Origin of the sequence: Actinopolyspora biskrensis (assembly GCF_013408175.1) — a bacterium.
Lineage (GTDB): Bacteria > Actinomycetota > Actinomycetes > Mycobacteriales > Pseudonocardiaceae > Actinopolyspora > Actinopolyspora biskrensis.
The window spans coordinates 24,309-37,053 of the sequence record NZ_JACBYW010000009.1 but is presented as its reverse complement, the minus strand read 5'-3'; the positions used below and the strand labels follow the sequence as shown (position 1 = coordinate 37,053).

The 12,745-nt window shown below is 69.6% G+C and carries 9 protein-coding genes and 1 tRNA gene; 5 read left to right on the top strand and 5 right to left on the bottom strand.

Annotated features, from left to right (window positions below):
• Nucleotides 1-20 precede the first annotated feature (20 nt).
• Nucleotides 21-1,493: an FhaA domain-containing protein gene (locus FHR84_RS19955; RefSeq protein WP_179537174.1), complete on the bottom strand. Its 1,473-nt coding sequence runs from the start codon at nt 1,491-1,493 to the stop codon at nt 21-23.
• A gap of 259 nt (nt 1,494-1,752) precedes the next feature.
• Here FHR84_RS19955 and FHR84_RS19950 point away from each other — a divergent pair.
• From FHR84_RS19950 to FHR84_RS19940, 3 genes are all read left to right on the top strand, one after another.
• Nucleotides 1,753-1,836, top strand: a tRNA-Leu gene (locus FHR84_RS19950).
• A 461-nt stretch (nt 1,837-2,297) separates the two neighbouring features.
• Nucleotides 2,298-3,077: an IclR family transcriptional regulator gene (locus FHR84_RS19945; RefSeq protein ID WP_179537076.1), complete on the top strand. Its 780-nt coding sequence runs from the start codon at nt 2,298-2,300 to the stop codon at nt 3,075-3,077.
• 257 nt (nt 3,078-3,334) lie between these two features.
• Nucleotides 3,335-3,976 (top strand): hypothetical protein, encoded by a 642-nt coding sequence (locus tag FHR84_RS19940; protein ID WP_246300836.1) that lies wholly within the window; start codon nt 3,335-3,337, stop codon nt 3,974-3,976.
• Between the two features lie 101 nt (nt 3,977-4,077).
• Here the strand turns inward: FHR84_RS19940 and FHR84_RS19935 are convergent, their stop codons facing one another.
• Complete coding sequence (locus tag FHR84_RS19935; RefSeq protein WP_179537075.1) at nt 4,078-5,406, bottom strand: D-arabinono-1,4-lactone oxidase; 1,329 nt, start codon at nt 5,404-5,406, stop codon at nt 4,078-4,080.
• A gap of 178 nt (nt 5,407-5,584) precedes the next feature.
• Here FHR84_RS19935 and FHR84_RS19930 point away from each other — a divergent pair, with 178 nt between their 5' ends.
• Nucleotides 5,585-6,862, top strand: coding sequence for an alanine racemase (locus tag FHR84_RS19930; protein WP_179537074.1), 1,278 nt, complete (start codon nt 5,585-5,587; stop codon nt 6,860-6,862).
• Here FHR84_RS19930 and FHR84_RS19925 read toward each other — a convergent pair.
• Nucleotides 6,832-7,479, bottom strand: a complete 648-nt coding sequence (locus FHR84_RS19925; protein ID WP_179537073.1) for a TetR/AcrR family transcriptional regulator — start codon at nt 7,477-7,479, stop codon at nt 6,832-6,834. The two genes, FHR84_RS19930 and FHR84_RS19925, sit on opposite strands and share 31 nt — an antisense overlap.
• A gap of 852 nt (nt 7,480-8,331) precedes the next feature.
• Here FHR84_RS19925 and FHR84_RS19920 point away from each other — a divergent pair.
• Nucleotides 8,332-11,493, top strand: a complete 3,162-nt coding sequence (locus FHR84_RS19920) for an L-tyrosine/L-tryptophan isonitrile synthase family protein (protein ID WP_246300835.1) — start codon at nt 8,332-8,334, stop codon at nt 11,491-11,493.
• A gap of 616 nt (nt 11,494-12,109) precedes the next feature.
• On the opposite strand, the gene FHR84_RS19915 is transcribed toward FHR84_RS19920, so the two are convergent.
• Nucleotides 12,110-12,448, bottom strand: a complete 339-nt coding sequence (locus tag FHR84_RS19915; RefSeq protein ID WP_179537072.1) for a hypothetical protein — start codon at nt 12,446-12,448, stop codon at nt 12,110-12,112.
• Nucleotides 12,449-12,460: 12 nt separating this feature from the next.
• A complete protein-coding gene (locus FHR84_RS22625) occupies nt 12,461-12,613 on the bottom strand; it encodes a hypothetical protein (protein WP_242687611.1) in 153 nt (50 codons plus the stop codon).
• Nucleotides 12,614-12,745: the final 132 nt, after the last annotated feature.

The following is a 12,745-nucleotide window of genomic DNA, read 5'->3' as shown; positions in this document are numbered from 1 at the left end:
TCGTGATCACGCGGACCGGGTCAGCCTTGTGCCCGGAACACCAAAGACGAGTGGCCGACACGGATGACGTCGCCATCCGCCAGTTGCCAGGTTTGCACCGGGGTGCCGTTGACCGTGGTTCCGTTGGTGGAACCGAGGTCGGCCAGCATAGCGGCCTGACCGTCCCACTGGATCTCGATGTGCTTGCGCGAGACCCCGGTGTCCGGCAGCCGGAACTGACCCTCTTGCCCACGTCCGATCACGTTGCTGCCCTGCTGCAGGGTGTACGAACGGTTCGAGCCGTCGTCGAGCTGAAGAGTGGCGGTCAACTGCCTCGGCGCGGCGTCGGGGTAGCCGCCGGGACCGGGCGGCGGCGGGTAGCCGGGCTGGCCGTAGCCCTGGTCGTAACCGGGGGGCTGCTGGCCGTAGCCGGGCGGCTGCTGGCCGTAACCCTGGTCGGGGAAGCCGCCGGACTGCGGGTACGCGCCACCGGGCTGCGGCGGGTATCCGCCACCGGGCTGGCCGTAGCCGGGCGGCTGGGCGTATGCCTGCTCGTACCCCGGTGGCTGGCCGTAGCCGGGCGGCTGCTGGCCGTAACCCTGGTCGGGGAAGCCGCCGGACTGCGGGTATCCGCCACCGGGCTGGCCGTAACCCTGGTCGTAGCCGGGCTGACCGTAGGCCGGGGGAGGCGGCGGCGGGTAGCCGGGCTGGCCGTAGCCCTGGTCGTAACCGGGGGGCTGCTGGCCGTAGCCGGGCGGCTGCTGGCCGTAACCCTGGTCGGGGAAGCCACCGGACTGCGGGTACGCGCCACCGGGCTGCGGCGGGTATCCGCCACCGGGCTGGCCGTAACCCTGGTCGTAGCCGGGCTGACCGTAGGCCGGGGGAGGCGGCGGTGGATAGCCGGGCTGGCCGTAACCCTGGTCGGGGAAGCCACCGGACTGCGGGTACGCGCCACCGGGCTGGCCGTAACCCTGGTCGTAGCCGGGCTGACCGTAGCCGTAATTCGGGTCTTGCCCGTATTGGCCCTGGTCGTAGCCGTACTGCCCCTGCTGGCCGTACGGATCCCCCTGGGGATATTGGCCTGGTGGCTGGCTCATGGGTCGGTCTCCTGCGGTACGAGGTGTTGCCGGCCGTCGGCTTACGTCGGGGTCGACGGACGAACTGATTCGAAACTGTCCCGTGTGCAGCGTCTCAGAGCGCTCCAGGGAGACTACGACGTCACCATATGTGTCCCACCGCTGCTCGGTGAGATGCTCCTGAACGCAGTCGGCGAGAAGGTCGGTGACCCGATTCTCGTCCTCCATGAGTCGTTCGTGATCGGTAGGGCTCAGCTGCACCGCGTAGTGGTTGCACGCGAGCAGCCTTCCGCCCGCGAGTTCGCGAACCTGCAGCTCGGCCTCCCGCTGGAGGCTCTGGGCCACCTCCTGCGGAACGACCTTGCCGCCGAACACGCGCGCGAAACTGTTGCCGACGATGCCTTCGAGCCTGCGCTCGAAGCGCTGCACGAGGCCCAACGGCAATCCCTCCACACTCTCGACTCCTGCGACCCATCGTATACGGGGCGATGAGTCGTTACAGCTACTAGTTCGCATCCGGGGAGGACCCTGTGCGGTTCCTCCCGATCGTGCCGTGTTACTCTTGTCGAGCCGATCACGGTACGCGGTTCCAGCTCGATTGTACGGGCTCGCTTCGGCGAGGATGTCCCTTCGGGCGAAAATACCCCCCGGTTTCGGGGCCGAGTTCGGAGTGTTGTACAGTAAAACAAGCACCCACGGGCGGGTGGCGGAACAGGTAGACGCGCACGGTTCAGGTCCGTGTGTCCGAAAGGACGTGGGGGTTCAAATCCCCCCTCGCCCACAACGAGCCGACGAGTGTTCGTCCTCTCAGGAGGGACACGGTCGCGAGTCGGCCGCAGGGACGACGAGAAGCAGCCAGAAGGGCCCCACTTCGGTGGGGCCCTTCTTGTTTTCCCCACCGGTTTCGCCCCGCGTGCCGGATGTGGGTGGTCTCTCCCCGGCCGCGGGTCAGCTCCGCGCCGGTTGCAGTCGCACGTCTCACACCCCGGTCCGCCTCGGTTACGGCGCCGGACCCCACGGGCGGTCGGCGTGCGGGTGTTTTCGCCGTGAGCGGAACGATCGCCGTCGGCACCGCCCCGCGTGCCGGTCGCGTAGGTGGCGGAGAGCGGTTTCGCCGCTTGCCCGGGGGCGAGTACTCGCCCGAGCCACGCGGGCGCTTGCTCCGAATGGGGGCGGTGCCACTCCTCGCGGAGGTATCTTGCTCTCCGCGAGAACTTGTTCGGCGGGAAGAGGTCCGGGGCGATGGCTGGCAACAGCAGGGAGTCCGGTCGCACGGTGACCGGCCGCGCGTTCAGCGTGCTCGGCGCCTTCGACGCCGAGTCGCCGAGGTTGTCCCTGACCGAGATCTCCCAACGCGCCGACGTCCCGCTGGCCACGGCGCACCGGCTCGTCGGCGAACTGGAGAACTGGGGCGCGCTGCGGCGCGAGAACGACGGCAGGTACACGATCGGCCTGCGGCTGTGGGAACTCGGCCTGCTCGCCCCGGTGCACACCGGTCTGCGCAACGCGGCCATGCCCTACATGCAGCAGCTCCACGAACAGACCGGCGCCAACGTGCAGCTCGCCGTGCGGGACGGCCCGGAAGCGGTCTACGTGGAGAAGCTCAGCGGACGCCGTTCGATACCGATCCTCTCGCGCAGCGGCGGCCGTCTCCCGCTGCACCCCACGGGGGTGGGCAAGGTGTTGCTGGCGCACGCTCCGCGCGAGGTGGTGCAGGACTACTGCGCGCGTGGGCTGGTCCGGTACACGCCTTACACGGTCGCCGAACCGGGAAGGCTCGTGCGTGAGCTGGCCGGTGTGCGGCAGCGCGACTTCGCCCGCACCGCGGAGGAGATGACGTTCGGCAGCTGTTCCGTGGCCGTTCCGGTGCGCGAGGACGGTGATGTCGTGGCTTCGCTGGGGCTGGTGGTCCAGACCGCGCAGGCGGAAGTGGCCAAGTTGGTCCGGGCGTTGGCCCCCGCCGCCGAAGCGATCGGCAGGCAGTTGGACAGCTCCACCGCGTTCCGCTCCGAAGCGGACTGACAACGGCCGTCGTGGCCTCACCCGAATGGCGGTCAAGCCCGGCTGAACCTCCTTGACCGCTCATCGACCGGCCACCGACGTTTGTTGGCCGTCGGTCGCAGCGAGCTCGAAGGGACCGCGAACAAATCGCCCGTAGCTGTTCTAGTCGGGTGCACGTGCAGATTCGCCGAACAGTCCTCAGCGCCGAGTCCGCTCATCTCGGCGGCGTTGCTCGGTTCGGCCCCTATTTCGTGCAAGCACCCTTGGAGGCGGGAAAGTTGACCGCGACGCCGGGATATGCCGCAAGAGACGATCGCAGCAACGGCAGGATCAGTATCTGTCCGACGGGGGCGCACGGACTGCCCGCCTCCGTGGACGAGCTGGCCGAGTCGGCCGTCGAAGCACTGGGGTGGACCGGAAGTGTGCTCTCCGCGATGCGCCTGCTGGGCCGTCGGATAGTTCCGGTCGCCGAGCTGGTTCCGGACGCGCACGCCGAACGCGTCTGCGTCGGGAGCGAGCCCGTGCTGGACCGCACGGAGATAGCCACCTGGGTCTGGCCCGAGATGACCGACCGGGTTCCACCGGCCGCGGCGCGGGTCTCGGGGGTGTTGGCCCCGGCCCGCCACTGGCGAACAGCTTTGACCGCGGCCGTGCCGTTCGCGAGGTTCACCAGTGCCGCGATCCTGGTGCCTCGGCACGTCAGCGACCGCGAGGGCTTCGTGTCCACCTGCCTCATCAGGGCCCGCCAGTTCGGTGTGGCCGTGCTCAGCGCCGACGAGCAGGGGATCCGGACCGAGTTGGAGGGCAGGTCCTTCGAGGACGCCCCGTCCACGGAGCAGACCGCCGTTTCCCGCTGGGTCAACGAGGTGGTCTACGACCAGTTGCTGGCCAGCGAGGCGCCCGCGCCCTCGTGGGGGTGAGCCCGCGGTGGGTTCGGCGAGGGTGATCGCTCGATGTCCGCCGTTCGGGTGCGCCGGAAAGGCCCCGTGGACGCGCTCGTCCCGTGCGGGACGACCTCCTGTCACTCGCCCAGCACCCGCTCCAGGTGGGGGTTGCCGAACACCCGATCCGGGTCGAGTCGTTCGCGGACCCGCAGGAAGTCGTCGAAGCGCGGGTAGTTGTCGCGCAGTTGTGCGGCGGACAGGCCGTGCATCTTCCCCCAGTGCGGTCTTCCACCCGCCGCGCGGGCGATCCGCTCGAAGGTGTCGAACCATTCGCGGTTGGGCATCCCCCTGAACTGGTGGACCGCGACGTAGGCGGTCGGACGGTCGTGGGCGGTGGAAAGCCAGATGTCGTCGGCGGCGGCCACGCGCACCTCCACCGGGAACATCACCGGGTGTTCGAGTCGTCGCACGGCCGCGCGCAGCTCGGTCAGCACCGCGGGAAGGCTCTCGCGCGGGACGGCGTACTCGCTCTCGAGGAAGCGGACGTCTCGTCCCGTGACGAACACCCGGTGGGCCCTGTCGCTGTACGAGCGCCCGGACCAGCTCGTCGCGCAGAGGCGGTTCAGCCCCGGTACCAGGCCGGGGCGGCGACGGCCCAGCCGGCAGACCGCGCCGAACAGCTCGTTCTCCAGCACCCGGTACTCGAGCCAGGAACGCAAGGGGTGCAGCGGCCGGGTGGGTTCCCCGTCCGGCAGTCTGTTGTTGCGTTTGACCAGGGTGCGCGCGGTGTGGGGGAACCAGTAGAACTCGAAGTGGTCGTTGTCGTCGGCGTGCCGGTCGAAGTCCCGCAGGACCTCGTCGAGCGGGAGGGGGTGCTCCTCGGCCGCGAGCGCGAACGCCGGGACGCAGCGCAGGGTCACGGTGCTGATCACCCCGAGCGCTCCGAGGCCGACCCTGGCAGCGTCGAACACCTCGGGGTTCTCCTCGGGTGAGCAGCGCAGGATCGAGCCGTCGGCGCGGACGAGTTCCAGCGCCCGCACCAGTGTGGCCAGTCCGCCCAGTCGTGCGCCGGTTCCGTGGGTTCCGGTGGAGACGGCCCCGGCGATCGTCTGCCTGTCGATGTCACCCAGGTTCGGCAGGGCCAGCCCCAGTTCGTCCAGCTCGGCGTTGAGCTGGTGCAGCGGTGTGCCGCCTCGTGCGGTGACGAGTCCGCTGCCGCGGTCCACATCGGTGATTCCCGTCCAGTCCGAAAGGTCCAGCGCCACCGCGCCGGCGCGGTGGCGCGGTGGTCGCGGGGTGGCGATGTCGCTGAACGAGTGGCCCGACCCGAGTGGTCGCACGCTGCGGCCCTCCGCCCGGGCGTCGGTGATGGTACGGGCGATTTCGCGTGGATCGCGCGGTCGCTTCGTGCGCTGACCGGCGGCGGTGCTCGTCGCCGCCCAGTTGGACCACTTGTCGAGTGTCATGGCCAGACCGTCCTTGGAACTCGTAACAGCACTTTGCGCGGTTGGTCGGGTAGCCGTCACGTGAGTCGGCGCCTTGCCGTAGATGCTCGGGGGACTCCGGTCGGTTCGGCGACGCCGATTGGCGGAAAATATGTGAAAGCAACTCGCGTAACAAGAGGTGCGGGCTTACCTTGATGGCGTGAACTCCTCCGCAGCACCATCCGCGGCCGTTTCGGCGGCCCGGCTGGACGCAGCCACGTCCGAGCTCGACCCGCCCTTCGGAGTGGCCGACCTGGACGCCTTCGACCGCAACGCGTCCGGGCTCGTGGCTCGTGCCAGGGGCAAGCCGATACGGGTGGCCACCAAGTCCCTGCGCTGCCCCGAACTGATCAGTCGGGCCACGAGAAGCCCCGGGTTCTCCGGGCTGATGTGCTACAGCCTCGCGGAGGCGCTGTGGCTGTACCGGACCGGGGTGGGCGACGACCTGCTCGTCGCCTACCCGACGGTGGACCGCCGATCACTGGCCGAACTGGCCTCCGATCCGGGGGCAGCCTCGGCCGTGACCATCACCGTCGACTCCGCCGAACAGCTGGACCTGGCCGAACGGGTCGGTGGCCGTTCCGCGGCGCGGATCCGGGTGTGCCTGGAGATCGACGCCGCCTGGCGGCCCCTGGAGGACTCCGCGCTGCGCCGGATCCCGTACCTGGGGCGTGGAGCGGCCGCCGGTGTCCACATCGGGCCGATGCGTTCCCCGGTGCGCTCTCCGGGCCAGGCCCGCGAACTGGCGCACGAGGTGTCGCGGCGGAAGGCCTTTCGGCTGGTCGGCCTGCTCGTCTACGAAGGACAGATCGCCGGGGTGGGGGACGCCCCGCCGGGGCAGCCGCTGCGGGCGGCTGCCGTGCGCTGGGTGCAGCGACGTTCGGCCGCGGAACTCGCCCGTCGTCGTGCTGCTGTGGTCGAGGCGGTCGGCGGGGTGGCCGAGTTGGAGTTCGTCAACGGGGGAGGCACCGGAAGCCTGGAAACCACCGCGGCGGAGCGGGCCGTCACCGAAGTGACGGCGGGGTCGGGGCTGATCGGTCCCACCCTGTTCGACGCGTACCACGACTTCAGGCCGTTTCCCTCCGTGCTGTTCGCCCTGCCGGTGGTTCGCCGCCCCGGAAGACGGTGCGCGACCCTGTTCGGCGGAGGGTATCCGGCTTCGGGCGCGGCGGGCCGGGACCGGCTGCCCAGCCCGTATCTGCCGAGTGGGCTGCGCCTGACCGGGACCGAGGCAGTGGGAGAGGTGCAGACCCCGGTGGTGGGCAGGGGAGCCGGTGCGCTTCGTCCCGGTGATCGGGTGTGGTTCCGGCACGCCAAAGCAGGGGAACTCGCCGAGAGATTCGACGAATATCACCTGATCGAGTGGCACGATTCGACTCGCTGTCGGAGGGTCGGATCCGCGCGGACCTATCGGGGAGCCGGCAAGTCCTTCGGCTGATCCTCCGAGATGCGACTCGACAGGTACCCGCGGACCAGTTCCCGCGCCTCGTTCACCAGCGTCGGATCCCCCATGGGGGCCCGCCGGAAAGCCAGGTGCAGTACCGCGTCGGCTGCTTCGACCGCGACCGAGAGGGGCAGCTCCAGCTCGGTGGGGCTCATTCCGAACCGCTCCGAGATGAGGCTGGTGAGCTTCTCCGCGATCACCGCGTTGTTGTCCTTGTTCTCGTGCAGCAGCCGCAGGTCCACGACATCCCCGAAGTGGAGCTTGCTGAACGCGGGGATCTCCCGGTGCATGCCCAGGTACACGTCGAAGACGGTGTCCACGGCGTCCCACCAGTGAGCGAGTTCCATCCGGTCCAGTCGTTCGGAGACGGTCTGGACGAACCTCTCCAGGTTGCGCAGGGTGAGCTCCTGCACCACCGCGCGCTTGTCCGGAAAGAACTGGTACAGCGAGCCGACGGCCACGCCGGCCCTCTCGGCGATCAACGTGGTGGTCAGGCCGTCGTATCCCACCTCGTCGATGAGCTGGGCGCAGGCCTCCAGCATCCGTTCCACGCGTTGGGCGCTGCGCTGTTGGACTGGTTTGCGGCGCAACGGGGCTACTTCGGTGGGCAAGGTTTCTCCTTGGTCTTGTACGAGCTCTGAGCGTTCTCCGGACTCGGTCCGAGACGCGCCGCCGGGAACCTGCTGCCCGGCAAGCGGTACGGCCTGCCCAGTCTCGCGTTCCTGCGGCGATCATGCTTTCTGAGCGGCCCTTCAGAGTGTCAGTCGATAGGGTGAGTCGAGGCCGGTTATTCCCCGGAAAGTGGATCTCTCCTCGCCGCTGGGACTCCACCCGGTGCCTCGCCGTCACCTCCGCGCGCACGGAACACGTGTCCCGCGATTATGCACTCCATCACATTGCCGCCGGAAAAGATCGCTTATTAGCGTGATCGGAGTGCGCGTGATCACGGCCGGACACGCGGAGCACGGTCGCCCGCCGGTTCACTCTCGTAATTCCGGGGGCTCTCGTGGTGTCCTCACTGATGCTTTCCTGTCGTGCTGGCGACCGGTGTGGTGTTTTCGGCGTGGCAGCGCCGAAACGACCACCCGAGCGACTCGTACCGCCGCGGGACCTCCCCCGTTGTGCTCCCGCGAGGACGGCTCGACGTGGTGTGGAGGGCCGCTCGACGCCGGTGCGTCCACTCACGGGAGAGCGGGAGGTTCCGCCGAGCGGGCAGCTGAGCCAACCTGAACAGAAAAATTCGGTCCGGCCGTGGACATCGCTGTTCGAATTCCCGGCACGTCCCCCCTCGGACCGGCGTGTGTCCGTGCGACCGGGACGAGAGCGATGTACTCATCGGCACGACACCCGCACGAGCGGTTCGTGAACGCGCTTCCTCGCCCGGGGATCCCCGCGCCGGGCGGTTCATTCGCGGAGCTCGTGAGTCTCCGCGCTCTGTCGGAGGAAGAACAAGGAGATACCCGTTGGACGGTCGGCCCCGGCTTGGCCCCGAGAAGAGCACGGCTACCGTACGGCCGTTCGGGACGTGGCCACTCGAAGCGGAAGAAGCGAACTCCATACTGGCCGGTGGCGATTACGGGTTGCGCGTGGTGTGGCGCGACCACCTGGCCTGGTTGGTGGGGGAACGCGCGGGCAGCGGAATCCCGCTGGGCACGGCTCCCACCTGGACACGGCTCTACCGGGTGCTGATCCGGCTGCGCAGCACCCGCAAGCGCCGCGACCCCGACTGGCTGGCGCTGCTCACCGGAGCGCTGGACCCGTACGCCCCGCCGGAGCGGCGACGTCGTCCCGACGACGACTGGTGGAACCTGGTCGAAATGGTCGACAGCGATCCTATGCTGCGGATGCACTGCGCCACTTCCGGCTCGAGACCGGAGCACACCGCGGTGCCGGGCGCCCCCTCGCCGGCACACCCCGAGTTCCCCGGCGGGACGATCCCGGTCACCGTCCCCGCGCTGCTCGGCCCCTGCTCCGCGCTGCCCCGCACCCTGCTCGGCGAGGTCGTGGCCAACCGTTTCGAACGCGACGAGACCGCGCTGCACTACTTCCTGGAGTACTTCATCCGCCCTCCGCTGCGCGCTTTCCGGCTGGTGCTGGAGAACTCCCGGGCCCTGCTGCTGACCCCGCGCGTGGGTGCCCTGGCCGTGGAACTGTCCCCGGAGCTGCAGGCGACCGGCAGGGTGGTGATCACCTCCGCCGCCGGGGTGTGCGACGCGAGCAGGGTCACCTCGACCGAGGTGCGCGAAGGGGTGCGTGCGCTGGCGCGCACGCTGGACACGCTGGCCGGGGGGTTCGAGAGCTTCGAGTTCGGCGAGCGCGGCGCCCGTTCGCGGCGGACCCGCTCGGCCGTGCAACACGTGATCGCGGCCGAGCTGCGGGACCTGGAAGCCGACAGCGCCGACGTGCTCTCCGGGCAGCACCCGTTGCGGGGGTTCGTGCACACGGTCCCGGCCGAACAGGACGCGCTGCTGCGGCGAGTGCTGCACACCGTGCAGGAGCGCACCAGGCTGCGCCGTTGGGACCGACGGGTTCCGCAACCGATGGTGGTGGTCGACCTCGATTCGTGCGGCCTCGTCACTTCCGGGGGAAGACCGCCCCAGCGCCTCGGTGATCCGGAAGCACGGGACCCGTCCGTCCCGCTGTGCCGAGGAAGCCACCCCTCCGCGGAACCGGAGGACCGTCCCAGGGGGGCGGGCAGGGGGACGTCGGCCCGCACCCGGGCGGGGGAGCCCGCCAAGGGGTGCACGGCCGAGAGGGGAGCGCCCCAGTGGAGCACCGGGACCCCGCTCTGGGCCGGGGCGGTGCACAGCGGTCTTCCCCGCTTCGTGTGGGACGTCCGGGACGCGGGGGGACGGGTGGTCTTCTGCTTCTCCGGCGACCGGGACGGCGAGTACGTGCGAAAGGCGCTGGACGAGACCGGGGTGCCGGAGGCGGACCTGATCCACGTTCCGGAGGAGAGCACCGAGTCGGTCGCCGAGTGGACGGTGCGGCGCCTGCGTGAACTCGGCCAGGCGGAGGTCGTCGCGGTGTTCGACGACAAGATGGCCCGGGACCTCGGCACGCCCGTCGACGCGCACGGAACCTTCGTCGTCTCGCTCTCCGCCGGGGAGGTGATGCCCCGCCAGCGCGAGGGCGGTTCCGCCGGCGGAACCGCGGAACCGCCCACCGGTGCCGGAGCGGCCTCGGTGATCGACAGCTTCGAAACCTCCCCGCGGAAGCGGCTGGGGCGCCGCAGCCCGGTGCTGTCCAACACGCACTCGCTGGAGGAGCTGCACGTGGCGGCTCTGCGCGAGAACCGCTCTGCCCAGCGCTGGGCGGTGCGGCTCAGCGGGTCCGAGACCGAGTCCATCGTGGCCAACGTCATCGACGACGCGGACAGGGCCGCCGAGAGAACGGCCTGTGGAGCTCTGGCCAAGTTCCCCGGCAGCGGCCAGGCCGGACGCCGGCGGGACGACCGGGAGCGCGTGGGAGCGGTCGTCGGTGCCCTGCACCACGTGTTCACCCGCAAGCAGTTCCTCAAGGGATCCCGCTCCAACTACGTCGTGGCCGACATGCAGCGCGACGTGGGCGGCTGCGTGGCACGGGGCGAACCGATCGAGGTGGTGCTGCTCGGCTTTCCCGTCAAGCAGTCCCTGAACCGGTTGAAGGCCTACGGCCCGCTGCCGGACATCGCCGAGTTCGGGGGGCTCGTCCGCCTGCGCGAGCTGCAGCAGGCCGTGCGGCGCGTGTACCCGCCGGGGCTGCGCATCAACGTGCTCACCGACGGCAGGCACTTCCGTCCGCGCCCGTCCTCGATGACCCGCGCCTACACCCGCAAGCTCCACGAGTACGCGAGCATGGCCGGCGTCGACGGGTACGTGTCGATCAGGGAGATCGACACCGTGGCCGCGGAACGGCTGGGGCCGAAGGTCGTGTCCCGCCGGCCGGACATGTTCCACTCCTTCCGCGGTTGCCTGGAACGGGTCGTGGCGGATTTCGACATCACCGACAACCCGCTCCGAACGCTCGACCAGGTGCAGGAGCGCGCGGAGAAGTGGAACGGGGCGGAGGGGGTGACGGGGCGTTCGCTGCACCTGTTCCGGGAGATGGTCATGTCGATGGTCTACTCCGTGCCGGTGCCGGTTCCGGCCGGTGTGGACCGGCTCGACTGGGCCCGGACGGTCTACGCGGACGTGTACAACCTGAGCGACACGCACATCTCGCCCGAGGTGCGCCAGGCGCGCGTGGCCGTGTTGCGCAGGGCCTGGCACAACGCGATCCGCTACCTGTCCACCATGCGGGTGGACGAGGAACTGGGATACGAGGAGCTGTTCAGCCCCCGGGTCCGGTTGACGGTCAGCGCCGTGACCCGGGGACGCTGCGGGTTCACCTATCTCGGCGGCTCCGGGTTGCTGCCCTGGCAGGGCACGGGCGTGCTGGACGCTCGGGGCTACATCGCCGTCGACTTCGCCGTTTCGCTGCTCGACCAGGGGTTCGTTCCCGCGTACTCCACACTGCTCGGCAGGCGTCAACCGTTGATGATGGTGCCCGCCCAGTACACCGAACTACCGCTGCGCGGAACGTGTTCGGAGGGGACGCGGTTGGACGGGGAGCTGCGTTCCAGAGCTCGGTTGCGCCGCAAGTGACGGCGGGGTTGACCGGGCTCAACAGTCACCGAGCTCTCAGCAGGAACTCCAGACCAGGACGTCAATCCAGCGAAAGCGCTTTGAGCCTGGGTAACTCGACCGACCGCGAGAGGCTCCGCCAAGCGACCAGCTACGACAACCGAGTCCCCGAAGAATCCGTTGATATGCCGGAATCCCGGCACTCGCCAGGGGGAAACGAGTGCCGGGATCCCGGAACTACTCCGCCGCCGACGGGGTGTCGGGCAGACGATTCACCGGTGGCGGAGTGGTGGGATCCGCAAGCCGGTACCGGTGCGGGGGAGGGGAGTAACGTCGGTACCGGCTCGCGGAAATCTGTGAAATCACCCGGTCGGCGGGAACTCGGCACCCGTCCACCGGTCCGTGATTCCCACGGCGCGTGGTCGTACGGCATTGTGGAGTTGGCGACGGCACTGTGGAGCTCTGTCACGGTGCCGTTCGTTCCCCGCCGTGCACGGCCGCGGGAGGCGGACGGGAAGACCGGTGATCGGCATGGCCGTGGTCGGGGGGCACGTCATGCCGATCACCGGTTCTCGGCGGGCATCGGCTCCGAAACCGGTTCGGGGGTGTGGTGTTCGGAAACCGGGCCCGCCGGGTTTTACGGCACCGGCGCTGCTCGGCGCAGTTCCCGCGCCGGTCGCAGGTGCCGTGCGGGACGGGGGGCGAGGCCGCCGGCGACGAGGTGCTCGTAGGCGGAGCGCCACACCGCGCAGGGTGCCTTGCGCGGGCGCAGCCAGCTCGAGCACTCGGGGCAGTTGCCTCGTTCGTCCGGTTCGTGTGCGGTCAGCAGCGTCCGCCATCCCGCGGTCAGCCGCGGGAGCTCGGAACGCGCCACGGACAGCAGGGACGACGCATCCGCGCGGTTGGTCAGCTCGGAAAGCACATCGAGCCGCTCCCAGACCGCGTTGCGCAGAACCTGTCCCAGAATCGCGTCCACCGTACGTCACCGTCACTTTCTCGCCTGATCAGCGGCGAACCGCAGCGCGGAACTCAACTGGCCGACCCTTTCGGCCGACAGCGCCGCGGTTGCACCGGGCGGTCCGGCGAGAACCACCCTGTCCCGGTTGACGAGCACCTCGAGGGCCCTCGGCGTGTGGTTCACGTCGAGGCATCGCACCTGTCCGTGGTTCCGTCCGACGACCTCTCCGGAATCGTCCCGGCGGTTTTCCGATCGGGGGGCGGAGTCCGCCGAATCCTCGGATTCGGAGTGTTCGAAGGAAACCACTTGGCGGAT

Bases quoted from the DNA above. Each gene is read 5' to 3' on its own strand.
- FHR84_RS19935 (WP_179537075.1), bottom strand. From the start codon at position 5,406: ATGACACTCGACAAGTGGTCCAACTGGGCGGCGACGAGCACCGCCGCC.
- FHR84_RS19945 (WP_179537076.1), top strand. From the start codon at position 2,298: ATGGCTGGCAACAGCAGGGAGTCCGGTCGCACGGTGACCGGCCGCGCG.